18 protein-coding genes and 2 pseudogenes are annotated in these 15,728 nt (G+C 35.8%); 10 read left to right on the forward strand and 10 right to left on the reverse strand.

What is annotated here, in order from left to right:
* Window positions 1-225: 225 nt before the first annotated feature.
* From RE409_RS14925 to RE409_RS14935, 3 genes are all read left to right on the forward strand, one after another.
* The gene (locus tag RE409_RS14925) at window positions 226-1,173 is read left to right on the forward strand and encodes an IS110 family RNA-guided transposase (RefSeq protein ID WP_242489082.1); all 948 of its coding nucleotides are present in this window, start codon (window positions 226-228) and stop codon (window positions 1,171-1,173) included.
* Between the two features lie 5 nt (window positions 1,174-1,178).
* On the forward strand, window positions 1,179-1,457 hold the full coding sequence (locus RE409_RS14930) for a hypothetical protein (protein ID WP_201253575.1): 279 nt from the start codon (window positions 1,179-1,181) through the stop codon (window positions 1,455-1,457).
* 178 nt (window positions 1,458-1,635) lie between these two features.
* The gene (locus tag RE409_RS14935; protein ID WP_207198821.1) at window positions 1,636-2,034 is read left to right on the forward strand and encodes a hypothetical protein; all 399 of its coding nucleotides are present in this window, start codon (window positions 1,636-1,638) and stop codon (window positions 2,032-2,034) included.
* Between the two features lie 108 nt (window positions 2,035-2,142).
* Here the strand turns inward: RE409_RS14935 and RE409_RS14940 are convergent, their stop codons facing one another.
* Window positions 2,143-2,436 carry an antibiotic biosynthesis monooxygenase family protein gene (locus RE409_RS14940; protein WP_201224313.1) on the reverse strand — a complete coding sequence of 98 codons (294 nt, stop codon included), beginning with the start codon at window positions 2,434-2,436 and terminating at the stop codon, window positions 2,143-2,145.
* A 274-nt stretch (window positions 2,437-2,710) separates the two neighbouring features.
* The gene (gene map, locus RE409_RS14945) at window positions 2,711-3,451 is read right to left on the reverse strand and encodes a type I methionyl aminopeptidase (protein ID WP_056524056.1); all 741 of its coding nucleotides are present in this window, start codon (window positions 3,449-3,451) and stop codon (window positions 2,711-2,713) included.
* Window positions 3,452-3,930: 479 nt separating this feature from the next.
* On the opposite strand from map, the gene RE409_RS14950 reads away from it, so the two are divergent.
* Together RE409_RS14950 and RE409_RS14955 are read left to right on the forward strand one after the other, a co-directional pair.
* Window positions 3,931-4,878: an IS110 family RNA-guided transposase gene (locus RE409_RS14950; RefSeq protein ID WP_309557753.1), complete on the forward strand. Its 948-nt coding sequence runs from the start codon at window positions 3,931-3,933 to the stop codon at window positions 4,876-4,878.
* Window positions 4,879-4,883: 5 nt separating this feature from the next.
* Window positions 4,884-5,162, forward strand: coding sequence for a hypothetical protein (locus RE409_RS14955; RefSeq protein ID WP_250211739.1), 279 nt, complete (start codon window positions 4,884-4,886; stop codon window positions 5,160-5,162).
* Between the two features lie 150 nt (window positions 5,163-5,312).
* Here the strand turns inward: RE409_RS14955 and RE409_RS14960 are convergent.
* From RE409_RS14960 to RE409_RS14975, 4 genes and pseudogenes are all read right to left on the reverse strand, one after another.
* Window positions 5,313-6,645 (reverse strand): annotated as a pseudogene (locus RE409_RS14960) (IS3 family transposase).
* Between the two features lie 102 nt (window positions 6,646-6,747).
* On the reverse strand, window positions 6,748-7,371 hold the full coding sequence (locus tag RE409_RS14965) for an FMN-binding negative transcriptional regulator (protein WP_201185006.1): 624 nt from the start codon (window positions 7,369-7,371) through the stop codon (window positions 6,748-6,750).
* 23 nt (window positions 7,372-7,394) lie between these two features.
* Window positions 7,395-7,913: a spermidine/spermine N(1)-acetyltransferase gene (locus tag RE409_RS14970; RefSeq protein WP_309557754.1), complete on the reverse strand. Its 519-nt coding sequence runs from the start codon at window positions 7,911-7,913 to the stop codon at window positions 7,395-7,397.
* 21 nt (window positions 7,914-7,934) lie between these two features.
* A complete protein-coding gene (locus RE409_RS14975) occupies window positions 7,935-8,387 on the reverse strand; it encodes a MarR family winged helix-turn-helix transcriptional regulator (RefSeq protein WP_098177371.1) in 453 nt (150 codons plus the stop codon).
* 121 nt (window positions 8,388-8,508) lie between these two features.
* Between RE409_RS14975 and RE409_RS14980 the strand changes: the two are divergent.
* Window positions 8,509-9,143, forward strand: a pseudogene (locus tag RE409_RS14980) (YitT family protein).
* Window positions 9,144-9,263: 120 nt separating this feature from the next.
* Here RE409_RS14980 and RE409_RS14985 read toward each other — a convergent pair.
* Window positions 9,264-9,746: a DinB family protein gene (locus tag RE409_RS14985; protein ID WP_309559279.1), complete on the reverse strand. Its 483-nt coding sequence runs from the start codon at window positions 9,744-9,746 to the stop codon at window positions 9,264-9,266.
* An 817-nt stretch (window positions 9,747-10,563) separates the two neighbouring features.
* Window positions 10,564-11,724, reverse strand: a complete 1,161-nt coding sequence (locus RE409_RS14990; protein WP_201224310.1) for a CapA family protein — start codon at window positions 11,722-11,724, stop codon at window positions 10,564-10,566.
* 430 nt (window positions 11,725-12,154) lie between these two features.
* Here RE409_RS14990 and RE409_RS14995 point away from each other — a divergent pair, with 430 nt between their 5' ends.
* Genes RE409_RS14995 through RE409_RS15005 form a run of 3 tightly spaced genes read left to right on the forward strand, consistent with a single transcriptional unit; the run spans window position 12,155 to window position 12,789 of the window.
* A complete protein-coding gene (locus RE409_RS14995) occupies window positions 12,155-12,319 on the forward strand; it encodes a hypothetical protein (protein ID WP_201185013.1) in 165 nt (54 codons plus the stop codon).
* A complete protein-coding gene (locus tag RE409_RS15000) occupies window positions 12,319-12,537 on the forward strand; it encodes a hypothetical protein (protein WP_201185015.1) in 219 nt (72 codons plus the stop codon). The genes RE409_RS14995 and RE409_RS15000 overlap by 1 nt, the downstream gene beginning before the upstream one ends.
* Before the next feature lie 9 nt (window positions 12,538-12,546).
* Window positions 12,547-12,789, forward strand: coding sequence for a hypothetical protein (locus tag RE409_RS15005; RefSeq protein ID WP_201185016.1), 243 nt, complete (start codon window positions 12,547-12,549; stop codon window positions 12,787-12,789).
* A 496-nt stretch (window positions 12,790-13,285) separates the two neighbouring features.
* Here the strand turns inward: RE409_RS15005 and RE409_RS15010 are convergent, their stop codons facing one another.
* Window positions 13,286-13,840 (reverse strand): cysteine hydrolase family protein, encoded by a 555-nt coding sequence (locus RE409_RS15010; RefSeq protein ID WP_201185017.1) that lies wholly within the window; start codon window positions 13,838-13,840, stop codon window positions 13,286-13,288.
* Window positions 13,841-14,196: 356 nt separating this feature from the next.
* Window positions 14,197-14,844, reverse strand: coding sequence for an RNA polymerase sporulation sigma factor SigH (gene sigH, locus RE409_RS15015; protein ID WP_201185018.1), 648 nt, complete (start codon window positions 14,842-14,844; stop codon window positions 14,197-14,199).
* Window positions 14,845-15,531: 687 nt separating this feature from the next.
* Between sigH and RE409_RS15020 the strand changes: the two genes are divergently transcribed.
* Window positions 15,532-15,708 (forward strand): homing endonuclease associated repeat-containing protein, encoded by a 177-nt coding sequence (locus tag RE409_RS15020; RefSeq protein ID WP_200949504.1) that lies wholly within the window; start codon window positions 15,532-15,534, stop codon window positions 15,706-15,708.
* Window positions 15,709-15,728: the final 20 nt, after the last annotated feature.

Consider the following 15,728-nt stretch of genomic DNA (forward strand, 5'->3'; position numbering starts at 1 on the left):
ACCCAAAATAAAGTCTAACCCATTAAACCCTTGACAATAATGGATGATAACAATACAACCAGGCTGAACTTTTTTTGGTGGATCTTAAGGAAGATACCCTGTATAAGAAACTGGTTGTGACAGTATTGAAGAACCATTTAGTGTACTACAAGTACGTATACAAAAATTTTTGTAACAAATCTCCTGTCATATGTATTGTTAATCTTTTATTGAGGTGATTCTCCTATGGAAGCAATGATTGAACGGTGTGCTGGCCTAGATGTACACCAAGAAACAGTAGTAGCCTGTGTATTATTTGGTCCATTAGATAAAAAGCCAAAAACCTCTATTGAAACGTTTTCAACTACAACAACGGGACTCTTGGCTTTAAGTGATTGGTTAACTACCCTTCAGGTATCCGATGTTGTGATGGAAAGTACCGGAGTCTACTGGAAACCAATATGGAATATTCCCGAAGATTCTTTTCACCTTGTTCTTGCCAATGCCAGACATGTCAAAAATGTTCCAGGGCGTAAAACTGATGTGAAAGATGCCGAATGGCTTGCCAAGCTTCTAAGATGTGGACTTATTGAAAGCAATTTTGTTCCACCGGAGGATATTCGTGATTTACGAGATCTTACTCGTTATCGAAAAAAATTGATTCATCATCGCACTTCAGAGCAGAATCGCATTCATAAAAATCTTCAAGATGCTAATATCAAGCTAACATCCGTATTATCAGACATTTTTGGTGTATCGGGACGCCGTATCCTTGAAGCGATTCTAAACGGTGAAAAAATAGAGACCGATGGTCTTCGAAAAATGGTGGATTGGCGAACAAAAGCAAGTATTATTGACATTGCAAATGCAATGAATGGTCGTATTCGCCGTCATCACCGTGATATGTTGCGTTACCATTGGGAGCATATGAGTTATTTAGAAAAAGCCATAGAAGAATTGGAAAAACAAATCGATCAACTCCTGTCCCCCTATCGTAAGGAAGTAGAACTATTGGATGGTATACCTGGTGTGAACAAAGCTGCCGCAGCTACTTTTATTGCAGAGATGGGCGTTGATATGTCCGTATTTAAATCGGCTAAACATCTTGCCTCTTGGGCTGGTGTGAGTCCCGGAAATTACGAAAGTGCTGGTAAAAAAAAACGAGTAAAACCACACAAGGTAACAAAGCTTTGAAAACGATGGCTGTAGAGTGTGTACTAGCGACATCAAGGCAAAATAATCGAATTGCTTCACATCGAAAAAGGATTACCAAACGGCAGGGAAAAATGAAGGGACGAATCGCTTCTGCTCATTTACTATTAACGATAGCTTACAACATCTTAAAAACAGGAGAACCCTATCATGAACTAGGTTCAAATTACCTTGAAGAAAAACAAAATAACAAAGAATTAAAAATGATCGAATACCTAAAAAAGAAAGGCTATACAATCGCTCCATCTGAACAACAAACTGCATAACCAGTTAAAATAACGACATAGTACATTTACGTCCTTCAAAAAAATTAGAATATGGTGGGCTTATTTAAGTATGGCCTTTCACTAAAGTGTTTTCATACAAAAAAAGGTGCCAAAGCAACTCCCTTATTGAAGTAAAGCACCTGTTAGTTGAAGAAAAAAGATATAATTAAAATAGACAATGTGTCAAAAGGGAGGTAAGGAAATTGTTAAATCAAGATTTAGAGAAGATTTTAGCAGATTTGAAGCACTCGAAACTAATGAGATTGAAATAAATTTTGAGGGCGTAGAAGAGGAAACGATCTCCGTTTCTTTTCATCTGTTTTCCAAAGATGAATTTGAAGAAGGACAACTAGGATATAGAGAAGATGAGGAAGGTAACTCCTTTGTAGGCAATAACGAAGGCGATTGGAAAGAAAGTTGGTTTGTTATAGGTTACGATGAAGATTTAGGAGACCCAATATTTGTGGATATACATAATAAAAATTATCCTGTTCTGACTGCTGAACACGGCATGGGTGAATGGGAACCATCTGTATTAAATGATTCCTTAGAAGAATTCTTAAAGGATATTAAATAAAGAGGGTAATAACTCTCTTTATTTAATAATCATCCGTTCGTCCATAAAAAAAGTTGTCGTAGCAACTCTTGTTCTAAAACTAAGCACCTGTTAGTTCAAGAACAACTATTATAGTTTAACCTTCTCAAAATGTTCAACTGTTGGAAATGGGTCATAAAAATTATGTAATTTCTTTTTCCATTCTTGATACTCTTTGGATTGTCTAAATCCAATTGTATGGTCTTCTAATGTTTCCCACTGCACCAGTAGTAAATATTTCCCCTCAACTTCCATACAACGCTGTAATTCGTGAGATATGTACCCTTTCATTGAAGAAATAATTTCTGATGCCCCACGAAATGCTTCTTCATATTCTGCTTCCATACCTTCCTTAACTTGTAGCATAACAGCTTCCAATATCATTTAATTTCCCCCTTATCAAAAGTATAACATTACTCTTTTTTAATGACTTTTTGTTGAACTAACCTGCCCCTTTAGCTCCATAAGAAAAGAGCTGCCACATCAACTCCCTTATTTAAGTGGGTTGATGTGGGATACACCAATCGAATCCTTCTTTTTTTAGATGCGAGTAACATTCTTTAAAAGTGTTACGAATTTATATGTTACTCCATTTAAGTTTCCTACACGGTAAGCGAACTACTTATATTTATACGAGTCTTTTCCGTCTATGCTTGAATTAAAGTGTGACAATAATCGGACCATTTTTAGTAAGGATAATCGTATGTTCCAATTGTGCTACATAGCTTTTTTCTGTAGCATAGGTCCAACCGTCTTCTTTTTGGAATACTTCTTCTTCAAAGGTTGAGATAAATGGTTCGAATGCAATAACCATCCCTTCCTTTAATATTTCATTATCCCATGGATCATTATAATTACAAATATGGTCAGGTGCTTCGTGTATTCTACGTCCAACACCATGTCCTGTAAGGTTTTTGATAACAGTGAATCCATGCTGTCTCGCTGTTTCGAATACTGCTTTTCCGATTCTACTTTTTTTGGAACCGGGTTTTGCTTTCTTAAGACCGGCTTCAAATGCCTTTTTAGCAACGTCGCATATTTTCGTTAATACTTCTTCTCCTTCTCCTACTACAAATGAGATTCCTGTATCTGCGAAATAACCGTTCTTTGAAGCAGATACATCTATATTTACAAGATCCCCTTCATGAATAACCCGATGACCCGGAATACCATGTGCCACTTCTTCATTAAGACTAATGCAAGTATAGCCAGGAAAATCATATTCACCTTTTGGAGCTGAAACTGCACCTGCTTTTTCTAAAAGTTCTCCGGCTATATCATCAAGTTCTTTGGTCGTTATGCCAGGAATTGTTCTTTGTACCAATTCATCTCTAATGGAGGCAATAATTTTGCCAATTTCCTTCAAACCATTAAAATCTTCTTCTGTTTTTGCAATCATTTTTTTCCTACCTCATTATCTTTTATCATCAATAAACTATATAAGTATTAATTGTACCTTTATTTTCTCGAAAAATAAAAGCAATGTAAATTATTTGGTACAATACTCCTCAGCTGAATTTTTCTTCGATCAAGAAATAGACCACAAAAAGGATCTAGTACAAATGACTATACTATTAATTGGATTTAGCTCCATAAGAAACTTCTATGGCGGCGATTCTCGCCGCCACCATCTAGCATGAAAACCTGCTCTTTACCCAAAATAAAGTCTAACCCATTAAACCCTTGACAATAATGGATGATAACAATACAACCAGGCTGAACTTTTTTTGGTGGATCTTAAGGAAGATACCCTGTATAAGAAACTGGTTGTGACAGTATTGAAGAACCATTTAGTGTACTACAAGTACGTATACAAAAATTTTTGTAACAAATCTCCTGTCATATGTATTGTTAATCTTTTATTGAGGTGATTCTCCTATGGAAGCAATGATTGAACGGTGTGCTGGCCTAGATGTACACCAAGAAACAGTAGTAGCCTGTGTACTATTTGGTCCATTAGATAAAAAGCCAAATACCTCTATTGAAACGTTTTCAACTACAACAACGGGACTCTTGGCTTTAAGTGATTGGTTAACTACCCTTCAGGTATCCGATGTTGTGATGGAAAGTACCGGAGTCTACTGGAAACCAATATGGAATATTCTCGAAGATTCTTTTCACCTTGTTCTTGCCAATGCCAGACATGTCAAAAATGTTCCAGGGCGTAAAACTGATGTGAAAGATGCCGAATGGCTTGCCAAGCTTCTAAGATGTGGACTTATTGAAAGCAATTTTGTTCCACCGGGGGATATTCGTGATTTACGAGATCTTACTCGTTATCGAAAAAAATTGATTCATCATCGCACTTCAGAGCAGAATCGCATTCACAAAATTCTTCAAGATGCTAATATCAAGCTAACATCCGTACTATCAGACATTTTTGGTGTATCGGGACGCCGTATCCTTGAAGCGATTCTAAACGGTGAAAAAATAGAGACCGATGGTCTTCGAAAAATGGTGGATTGGCGAACAAAAGCAAGTATTACTGACATTGCCAGTGCAATTAATGGTCGTATTCGCCGTCATCATCGTGATATGTTGCGTTACCATTGGGAGCATATGAGTTATTTAGAAAAAGCCATAGAAGAATTGGAAAAACAAATCGATCAACTCCTGTCCCCCTATCGTAAGGAAGTAGAATTATTGGATGGAATACCTGGTGTGAACAAAGCTGCCGCAGCTACTTTTATTGCAGAGATGGGCGTTGATATGTCCGTATTTAAGTCAGCTAAACATCTTGCCTCTTGGGCTGGTGTGAGTCCCGGAAATTACGAAAGTGCTGGTAAAAAAAAACGAGTAAAACCACACAAGGTAACAAAGCATTAAAAACGATGGCCGTAGAGTGTGTACTGGCAACCTCAAGGCAAAATAATCGAATTGCTTCACATCGAAAAAGGATTACCAAACGACAGGGAAAAATGAAGGGCCGAATTGCTTCTGCTCATTTACTATTGACGATTGCTTACAACATCTTAAAAACAGGAGAACCCTATCATGAACTAGGCTCCAATTACCTTGAAGAAAAACAAATGAACAAAGAATTAAAAATGATCGAATACCTAAAAAAGAAAGGCTATACAATCGATCCATCAGAACAACAAACTGCATAACCAGTTAAAATAACGACATATAGTTCATTTACGTCCTTCAAAAAAATTAGAATATGGTGGGCTTATTTTAGTATGGCCTTTCACGAATATGTTTTCATACAAAAAGAGCTGATCGTGAAGTGAATCCAAAAAGTTAGACACTTTATTTAATTAGGCAGCCTTGAGGGCATGAACCCGGAATTCTACCGGGCTCATGCCTTTTAATTTTACCTTGATTCGTTGATGATTGTAGTAATGGATATATTCTTCTAATTCTTGTTTGAAATTTCTTGAAGATAAAGTAACTCTGATTTTAATAGGCCAAAGAAGTTTTCTATGACCGCATTATCGAGACAATTCCCTTTACGGGACATGCTTTGTGTAATGTTATGTCTTTTCAAATCATGCGAATATTGTTTCATCTGGTAATGCCAGCCCTGATATGAATGAAGAATGGGTGAATCTTTCGATTCCAAGCGGTCAAAGGTTTTCTCCAGCGTTTTGGAAACGAGGGGATAAACAGGCCGAGATTCGACATTATAGGCGATGATTTCTCCATTAAACAGATCAAGAATGGCCGATAAGTATAGTTTCTCCCCAGCTAGATGGAATTCTGTGACGTCTGTCACCCATTTTTCATTTGAGTTTGTTGCCTTGAAATCACGTGCTAGAATGTTGGGTGCAATCTTGCCGATTTTCCCTTTGTACGAACGGTATTTCTTCATGCGAACTAAAGACTTCAATCCTAGTTCATTCATCAATCGGAGAACTGTTTTATGATTGATGCGAGCACCTCTGTTACGTAATTCTAGGGTGATACGCCGATACCCATAGCGCCCTTTATGCGTATGGAAAATCTCTTCGATAAGGGATTTCATTTCTGTGTATTTATCCTCACGCCCGAAGGCGTTTACCCAATAATAGTATGTACTCCGTGCCATGTTAGAAATGGATAGAAGCAGATTTAAATCAAATTGTTTCCTTAGTTCATGGACTACTTTCGCTTTGTCTTTCTTTGTAGGGCTTCCTTTTCTTGAACTAAGGCATTCAACTTCTTTAGATAGGCATTCTCTGCACGTAAGTATTCTAATTCGGCAAGAAGTGCTTCTTGAGAGCCCTTAGCTGGTGATGTTTTTTTGGTTTCTTTTTTCATGGATAGACGCCCCTTTTTCTTTGGTTTAAGGGCGTCTATACCTCCTTCCTTCAACTGATTTGACCATTTCAAAAGTGTAGAATCGGAAGGAAGATTATAGTGTACAGCGGTCTCGCTGATCGATGCCCCATATTCGTTCATATAATTAAGTACCTCTAGTTTAAAGGGCAGAGTGTAATTTGTATAGGATGAAGCAATTCCTTCCATCCCATGTTCTAGATAGCGAGCGACCCATCTCTTCAGAGGGGATAAACCTACATTTCTTTCTTGTGCGATGGATTTATAGGATTTTTTCCCTTTCATGTACTCTAAAACTGCATGTAATTTTTCGTCTATCGTATATTTAGTCAAAAAAACTGCACCTCCAATTGTTAGATGTTGTCTAACAATTGGGGTGCAGTTCATCGTCACAGCTCTTTAATTCTTGCATCTGAGGGTTGAATAAAAATTGTGTTATATGTGATTTTTTAATCTCTTTTCCATTAGTTCTGCCATTTGTTTCGAATTTGGATTTCCTTCATTTTGTAATTTATCAATGATGTTAATATAATCTGTTTCATTTCGGTTCTGACTTAATTTATCAGCAGCCTGAATTTCTCCCACCTTAATCTTAAATCCAACTATACCTTTCAGTTCACTTTCTAAGAGATAAGGAGAAAGTTTATCCCATAAAACAGGATTTTCACGATTTTCTTCATATTTTTCCAGCATTATTGTTAATTCTTCTATTAATTCATCTTTCTCTAAAATGCTTGCTTTACCATATACATGGACGGCTTGATAATTCCATGTTGGAACTTCTTCATGCCCATACCAAGAAGAAGAAATGTAAGCGTTCGATCCCTGAAACATTACAAGCACATCTTCACAGGTTTCAAATGTTCTCCACTGAGGATTTCCATAAGCCATATGCCCAGTAATATAGTAATCATCACCTTTTTTATTTAACCCCAAAGGCAAATGAGTGGCAATTGGTTTCCCTTGTTCTGTTGTGACAATCGTGCCAAAAGAGTTTTTTTGAACAAAACCCCAAATTTCATCAACATTTTTGACCTTATAATATTTTGGAATATACATAATAATCCACCTTTCAAAAAAAGTTATATGAGTGTTTTGGTCATTATAAAGTCCATTTGTCTTTCATCACCCATATAAAAAGAGTGGGCTCCAGTTTGAACAAACCCCAGTTTCTTATAAAAAGCAATAGCATTTTCATTTTTTTCCCATACGCCTAGCCAGATTTTCTTTTTATTACGTTCCATCGCAATTTCCATAGCTTTATTTAGCAGATATTTACCAAGCCCATGTTTTTGAAATTTTTTCTTTATATAAATCCTCTCGATTTCAAGTGATTCAGCACCCATTTCTTCAGACTGAGCATCATTGGTATTGACCTTTAAATATCCAGCGACTACATTATCAAAATAAACAAAAAAGAATTGCGAAGAAATATTGGATAATTCTTTTTCTAATTGTTTTAAGTTAAATGCCCTTTCCAAATAGACATTCATATTTTCGGGTGAATTCTGATGCTTAAATGTCTCATTAAATGTTTCATAACTAATTTCTTGAAGTTTGCGTGAATCTTCAAGCGTACACTTTTTTATATTTATAGTCATATATGCCGCTCCTTTATATAATCAATAATTTCTCTTGTTTCCCTTTTTTACAAATTCCCAGTCTTTTTCTATATTTTTTCTTACTCTTTGAAGAAGATTGAAAATGGTTTCTACTTCTCTTTCGGAAAATCCCTCTAATGCAACGATATTGGAATAATCATTTTCTCTTTTTATAAAAGGATAAACATTTTTCCCTTTCTCTGTTGGAAAGAGTTTTTTAATTTTTTTGTTATGTTTATCTTCTTTCTTTTCAATAAAGCCATTAATTTCAAGTTTTTTTATAGCACGAGCTGCTGTTGTTCGATCTACTTTTATCATCTCAGCTAACTTTTCTTGAATGATTCCTGGGTTTTCACAAATTCGCACAAGGTACAAATACTGCCCTTTTGTAAGGTCATATTCTTTAAATTCTATATTACTTATAGAATCTAATGCCCTTGCAATCATTCCAATTTCACGAAGAATTTCATTCATAATTAACTCCTTAGTACATATTTTTGTTGCAAATGCAATAAAAATAACATATATTAAATTTAACCTAACTTTGTTGCGTTTGCAACAAAAAAATAATAATAAAGAGGTCTAGTAAAGTGAAATATGTTTTTATTTATTAGGAATTTTAATATTAACCCTTGGTATTTCTTTCACTATACAATCAGACCTTGGAACTTCACCTTTTGATGCACTTTTAGGACTGTCTATAAATGTGAGGCTTACTGTGGGAAGTTGGGAAATAATAATAGCTTTAATATTGATATGTTGTAATTCATTTTTAAAAAGACAAAGACCATAAGTTTTGGGGTTGTTAACGGCATTTATAACGGGTCTTGGTATTGATATGTGGCTTTTTTTATTGCACAATTTGATAACACCTGAACTATGGTACAGCAAAGATGTTTGTTTTGGAATCGGTTTAGTTGTTATAGGATTAGGAACTGCAACATATTTACATACAAATTTTGCACCGATTCCAGTTGTCCGATTAACATTAATCATACAAGAATTAACTAGAGCAAATATTTTTTTCGAGAACATTCATTTACCTCGTATTCTTGATAATGGCAATGATTTTAAATGGACCAATTGGCGTTGGAACATTATTAACCGTTTGTTAAAGGGGGGCTAATACTTATTTACTTTATGCCATTTACTGAAAAAGTATTAGACCGCATATTAACACACTCTAGTACATCACCAAATTATGATAAAGGTAAAAACCATTCAATATAGAATGCTTTTTATTTTTCTTGTTCAACTAACCTGCCCCTTTAGCTCTACAAGAAAAAACGACACTTCGTTATTGAAGTATCGCACTTTTTAGTTGAACAACAGAAATGTTTAATTCCATAACTACCTGTTTTTATTTTCATAGACTGGCCATGCACCTTGTAATTTTCGATTTACTATGATTTGCCCCGCATGATGAGCGTCATGACGGATTACACCATTAATATGTTTCCATAGGGGATGTTTAGATATATCATTTTCTAAATCTGTTATACTCAATTTTTGAACGTGCTCATATATTTCTTGATTGACTTGATGCATTCTTCTTATTAAAGCATCCCAATCTTCTTGAGAATCTCCCTCAAATGCAAAGGTATCATGGTTATTTGAAGTGTACTCTGCATTTTTTCCTTGTAACCGCAATAACAACCGCTCTTTGTAATATAGCAAGTGAACAGTAGTTTCCCAAATAGAATTTATTGTCTTGTTTTTAGGCTTCCATACTGCCTGCTCAACAGTCAGGTCATTTATTACAAGTTTTAATGGTGAGTACCAGTTATCTTGACTATAAGTATGTTCTATTTCATAAATTATCAGATTAATCACATTCAATGTTTTTCCCCCCTCTTAATAAACTCAATTTAATTTTTGGTCAAAGCAACATTAAATAAGAGCAAATAAACTACCACTTTTTGTTACACAAGTATATGTTTCTAGCATTTTAGAGAAAACCCTTCTTGAATAACCTGCCCCGATAGTTGTATAACAAAAAGCTACCTTAAAGACAGCTCTGATTTTCCTCCTCTACTTACTTACTTACTTACTTACTTACTTACTTACTTACTTACTTACTTACTTACTTACTTACTTACTTACTTACTTACCAGTACCCCTAGTCCTCCATATAGTGTCATAGCTTCGCTTGTTATACGAGATCTACGTCCCAACAACAGCCTCAAACATGTTTCTACAAGTAGGGGGCGGACAGTTTAGTTCACGGGATCATGTCCCCCGCACCCGTACGTCCTACCCTGGCTGCTGATATAATAGATTCTATTAAAAAAAGGTCAGCCAGTAATTTTTACTGGTCGACCTTATAATACGAACGCACCTATTAGTTGAACAAAGGGGTTAATATCTTGTTTTTTCTTATTTCTTAATAATACGGACTATGTTATCTAAATCCCACCACTTTCAACTTTAGATATAAGAGAAATAACCTCATATGACAGTTTTTCGTATATGTTTTGCGGAATAGGTTCTTTGTCAATGAGTCGTGTTCGTCTGTTGGTTCAAGCCGTTTAGCTGGAACAATAGTGTTTACCTTATTAGGAGGAATATGCGGTCCACCGGCTACATAGCCGGTGGCTTTTTCATTATGTAAAACAATTAGTTTTTTCCAAGTCCAAAGACTGTACCTTCATTAAAAATCAAATGACAGTTCAGGCATGAATTGATTCATATGTTTTTGGATTTCGTTATATTTGTCGGACTGATCACTCAAGGCTTTCATTGGAATGATCTCATATGGCCGGTTGACCCAGGTTGGCAGGAATTTTGGATTTTGTAGTTCGATTTTCACATCATCCCCGGTTTGGATTTTTTTTACGCCAATTTGCATAATACCGCCGATGTCTTTGTAATCTCCCTGCTGGCCGGATAAGAAATTCCCAAGTGAATAAGCAACAAATGCCCGTTCGCCGTTTGGTTTTGTAAGCCATGAAACAGGCTGCAAAACGTGTGGGTGGTGGCCAATAATAATATCAGCACCTGCATTAGCTGTCGTTTGAGCAAGCAGCTTTTGTTCATCATTAGGCAACCGTTCATACTCTTTACCGAAATGCAGACTGACCACAACGACATCTGAAACTTTCTCTGCTTCTTTAACTTCCGCCTGGATTCTCGAGGTATCAATTAAATTCACAAGATGCGGTTTCCCCGCAGGAACAGGAATCCCGTTCGTTCCATACGTATAGCTGAGAAACGAAAAGGTAATATCGTTTCTTTTTAATACCCGAATGATCTGCTGGTCTACAGACGATTGATAAGCTCCTGTATAAGGCATCCCAATACTGTTCCAATGGTTAATCGCATTCAAAATGGCCTTTTCTCCCCGGTCAAGTGTATGGTTATTGGCGATTGTCACGAGATCAACCCCGTTTGACTTTAGAGCATCTCCCACCTCTACTGGTGAATTAAAGGAAGGATATGAGGAAAGCCCTATTTCTTTCCCGCCAATCATCGTTTCCTGATTAGCCACCGTAATATCCGTTTTTCCCAGATAGGGCTTCACAAATCGGAACATCGGATTAAAGTCATACGAGCCGTTTGACTTGCGGGCGGGTATATACACCCTATCGTGAATTAAAATATCTCCCACAGCGCCTATGGTTGCTGCCGTTACTTTTTGTTTCGGAACAGGTGTATGAGCGTGAGATGAAGCGTTTTCGGCTTTAAGTTTCTTTTTATTTTCAGCCTTTGTTTCCGAGACTTTTGGTTCCTCTTGAAATTGACCTTTTACAAATGGTGCAAGGATCCATAACAAACACATAAATGTAGCTAGAAACACTAGTATTCTTTTCATGGCAAATGCTACCTCCCTACTATTATAGTAGAGTGTTTTTAGGAAATAACAACAAAAATATCTATTTGATATTTAAAATGAACACTTCATTCGTTTGAAACAGAGTACGAAATAGGAAAAAAAGTTAGGCATATCATGTGTTGCTATATCAGATGTGCTTGCTATCTCTGATATGCCTACTGTATCTGAAAACACTTGTATGTCACTTTAGGCGGTAATTTGCGTATATTTTAAGTACTATTTTGCACGCTAGATACAATCAAAAGCTTTAGTACGTTTGTTTGAAACTAAGCCGAGACTAATTAATTAGTCTCGGCTTTTGATATTTACGATAGAATAGAAGTAATAATATTTGCCTATAAGTTTCAGTGGATGAATCTTTAACACTAGGCAGAAAATTTTAAAACGAAGTGAGCAGGGAGGCAAATAGGTGAAGAAATGGATCATAATTTTAGTGGTGATTATAGCGCTAGGAACGTATTTCGCTTGGCCTAAAACGCATTTAAAAGAGCCAGTTGTCATGTCGGTTCAATTTGACGAAGCTCCTAAAACTCTAGCAGTCTCCTATATAGTTGAGCAAGATGATAGTATGTAATGGAAATTGCACACGATACAAAAGGTTTTTATCCGCCTCGTTCGAACGGTAATGGGGATGGGGAAACGGATTATACACAAGTATTAGCAAAGCAAAATGGCTATGAGCTGCGAGAAGATATTGTTGAACTGACAGACGATCAACTCGAGTATTTTCTATCTCTAGATGGACGTGCAGTACCCGTTGACATTTCGTTTGAAGCCTATTCACCAATTTAGACAATACTCGTGCTTTTATTGAAAGATGAGGGTGTTGAGGTAACAAAGCAAGATGAAGCACTTCTCTATACATATACAGCACCCGAAGATAAAACGATTGATTCGATTGGCCACTATGACAGCGTAGCGACGATTTCCTTTGAAGAAGCTGTGTTCCCCTTAACTCTTAAAAGAGGACAATCAGTCGATGTCTTCATATATGGCTTACCGTACCAAGTCCATCCAATTTCCAATCGCTTATTATTAAACTGAATATGTCCAAACCTTGTTGAACCAGCAATTTCATTGGTTCTTTTATCAATCACTAAAAAAGGATATGAATAGCCCAACATTCTTTGATTAACGGTTTCATCTATGTACTTGTTGAGTTCTGCATCATTCTTACACTCTATTGTAGAGTAAACCTCTTCATCATAAATGATATTTTTTTACTGCTCTTTGTATTTTTCTTCAAATGGAATTAACTTAACAAGATGATTTTCTAAAATTATTTGGCTTTAATAAAATTCATTCACCACGTTTAACATTTCCCCTTAACCTTACATTTTGATTATTCCAAATTATAGCACATGCGACTTTATTCTTAATAAACCTATCCTGCCCCGTTATTGCCATAAGAAAAAGGCTGCCTCAGCAATCTTCCTTATTGAAGTAAAGCATCTGTTAATTCTATAAGAAAAGCGATTCTTATTAAAGAATCGCGCCCAATTGCTGAAGAACCCTAAATGAAAGGTTACTAGTCTATCCCTTATTTGGGGTTTACTTCATTTTTTATCCAGTCAAGATCTAGTGATTTTTCCAAAGTTATTGTTGCATTTGGACTCCAAAAATTCTTTAACGTTACATGGGTATGTTCGATAATGCGGGGGGCTGATAGGTGATCTGCATCACTCGTGGTATGAGCATCTGTGATGAGGGTGACGTTATAATCTAAATCAAAGGCTCCTCGACATGTAGAATCAACACAGAATTCCGTCTGTGCCCCACAAATGTAGATGTGCGTTGCGTCTAGCTTGTCGAGTGTTTGTTTTAAAGGTGTGTGAGTAAATGAATTTGGTACGGTTTTATAGATGGTAACCTCTTGATGGAGGGGCTTCTCAAGTCGCGGGTGAAACTGCCATCCAGGTTCGCCCTTACTCATCGGACCTTCTGGATATTCGTGTTGAATATATATAATCGGTATCTGTTGCTCTCTTGCACAACGAATTAATCGGTTGATTTTGTCAATTGTCTTATCGCGTTTATACCCGTGTTCAACAACGGCCGTTTGCACATCAATGACAACTAATACTTTCTTTTCCAACCGTAAACACCTCCTTATTTCACTTATTTTTATAGTAACAAAACTCTTATTCGTTAAATATTAAGAAGTGATTTTATTCATAGTTTATTTAGCTATACTGCCTAAATATACCTTAAATGACCTTAACATAAAGAAAGAACACAATTCTTGCTACAGAATTGCGCCCATTGTGGGAATAAGTAAAGCACAATTTCTTTGTTTGTCTATTTAACATAAAATTTCTTATGGGCAATGAAAAAACCACAGAAACTGCCTATGCCCTCCAAGTAACTTCTGGGGTTGAAAATAACGACGTTTTTAATTTTCACAAAAACAAATGGAACTATATATCAATTTGGGAAATTTAAACGAAGTTATCAGATAGCCATCCTTATCCCCAGATGCCGTTCAAGTTTTCTTTTTACTCGTTGGAGAGCATTATCAATCGACTTTACATGCGTGTTTAGTTCTTCAGAAATTTCCACATATGATTGTCCATCCATATATAAGGCCAACACTCTTCTTTCCAAATCACTAAGCAATTCTGATATTTTTAGTTCTATATCATCAGCTTTTTCTTGGTTAATGATTAATGCTTCGGGATTCGTTATTTTTTCTCCGGATATCATATCCATAAGTGTATAGTTAGATTCTTCATCATAAAGAGGCTTGTCAAGAGAAACATACGAATTTAGAGGTGCATGCTTTTGACGAGTAGCCGTTTTGATCGCGGTTATAATCTGTCTAGTGATACAAAGTTCAGCAAAAGCTTTAAAAGAAGTCATCCTGTCCTCTCTAAAGTCACGAATAGCTTTATATAGACCAATCATTCCCTCTTGAACAAGATCTTCTTTATCTGCGCCAATTAAAAAGTATGGGGTTGTCTTCGCACGAACAAAATTCTGATATTTATTAATTAAAAAAGCCAATGACTCGCTATCTCCACTATGAACCATCTTTACCAAAACTTTATCTTCTAATTTAGCATAATTTTCAATCTGCTGTACTCCGATGTTTACCCTCACTCATATCCCTCCGCCAAACTTAATTGAGTTCTGATGTTTAATATACTGATAGATTGTCTTTTCCTTAAGGCAACTAAACCAATATAGAAATAATGTATTCATTATGAAACTAGCGCTTGTTTAATCCACTTTAATATCTCTTGATCATTTCTCTATCAAATTAAAAGTATAAAGGACAACAAATGAAAACGCTGTCGAAATATGAAAAAGTTAAAAATGTTATTGATCTAAGTTATGATTGATTAAACATTTTTGTTAAGATTCTTTTCTTATGCTAAAGGACGGCTTTAGTTTCATAACACATAGTGTATTGTTAAATGATCAAACACTTTTATAAACCAACATCATTTCTAGTAGGGGTAGGGCTTGTATATTCTTTTAGAGTGTGCTTTCTTACCTTCAAGCAATATATCGATTGAATCCATTTCATCATTGCTAGTACTAGCTTCAGTCTTTGCTTTAGCTTTTTGTTTCAATCGTACGAGTAAATACAATTTCACTTTTACTTTTATTTATGGGGCAATACAGTTAGCAGTAATGCCATATTGATCAAGTTCAAGAGCAATCGATTTTGTAAATCCAATGACGCCTTCGTTTCGAACTGGGCAGTTCAGATAGAAAAAAATGTATTATTTTTCTTTAATAGGAAAATATATATATAACTAAATCTCGAGAAGGAGGATACAAATGGAAGTAAGTATGAGTGTTGAAGAAGTCGTGAATCAAATTTCTGAATTAGTAGAAAAAGAAGGGAAGCCACCTCGGAAGAAAGAGGTAAAGAAGTCAGATCCAGAGTTAATGAAAAATGCATTGTATTATTTTCCCAGTTGGGATAATGCAGTAGAACATAGCATTGGAACTTAACCATAAACGATACATAAACA

The sequence above is a fragment of the Peribacillus sp. R9-11 genome, from assembly GCF_031345095.1.
Lineage (GTDB): Bacteria > Bacillota > Bacilli > Bacillales > DSM-1321 > Peribacillus > Peribacillus butanolivorans.

Bases quoted from the DNA above. Each gene is read 5' to 3' on its own strand.
- RE409_RS14950 (WP_309557753.1), top strand. From the start codon at position 3,931: ATGGAAGCAATGATTGAACGGTGTGCTGGCCTAGATGTACACCAAGAA.
- RE409_RS14935 (WP_207198821.1), top strand. From the start codon at position 1,636: ATGTGTCAAAAGGGAGGTAAGGAAATTGTTAAATCAAGATTTAGAGAA.
- RE409_RS14925 (WP_242489082.1), top strand. From the start codon at position 226: ATGGAAGCAATGATTGAACGGTGTGCTGGCCTAGATGTACACCAAGAA.
- map (WP_056524056.1), bottom strand. From the start codon at position 3,451: ATGATTGCAAAAACAGAAGAAGATTTTAATGGTTTGAAGGAAATTGGC.
- RE409_RS14975 (WP_098177371.1), bottom strand. From the start codon at position 8,387: ATGAATGAAATTCTTCGTGAAATTGGAATGATTGCAAGGGCATTAGAT.
- RE409_RS14965 (WP_201185006.1), bottom strand. From the start codon at position 7,371: ATGTATATTCCAAAATATTATAAGGTCAAAAATGTTGATGAAATTTGG.
- RE409_RS14990 (WP_201224310.1), bottom strand. From the start codon at position 11,724: ATGAAAAGAATACTAGTGTTTCTAGCTACATTTATGTGTTTGTTATGG.
- RE409_RS14970 (WP_309557754.1), bottom strand. From the start codon at position 7,913: ATGACTATAAATATAAAAAAGTGTACGCTTGAAGATTCACGCAAACTT.
- RE409_RS15020 (WP_200949504.1), top strand. From the start codon at position 15,532: ATGGAAGTAAGTATGAGTGTTGAAGAAGTCGTGAATCAAATTTCTGAA.
- RE409_RS14930 (WP_201253575.1), top strand. From the start codon at position 1,179: ATGGCTGTAGAGTGTGTACTAGCGACATCAAGGCAAAATAATCGAATT.
- RE409_RS14955 (WP_250211739.1), top strand. From the start codon at position 4,884: ATGGCCGTAGAGTGTGTACTGGCAACCTCAAGGCAAAATAATCGAATT.
- RE409_RS15000 (WP_201185015.1), top strand. From the start codon at position 12,319: ATGGAAATTGCACACGATACAAAAGGTTTTTATCCGCCTCGTTCGAAC.
- RE409_RS14940 (WP_201224313.1), bottom strand. From the start codon at position 2,436: ATGATATTGGAAGCTGTTATGCTACAAGTTAAGGAAGGTATGGAAGCA.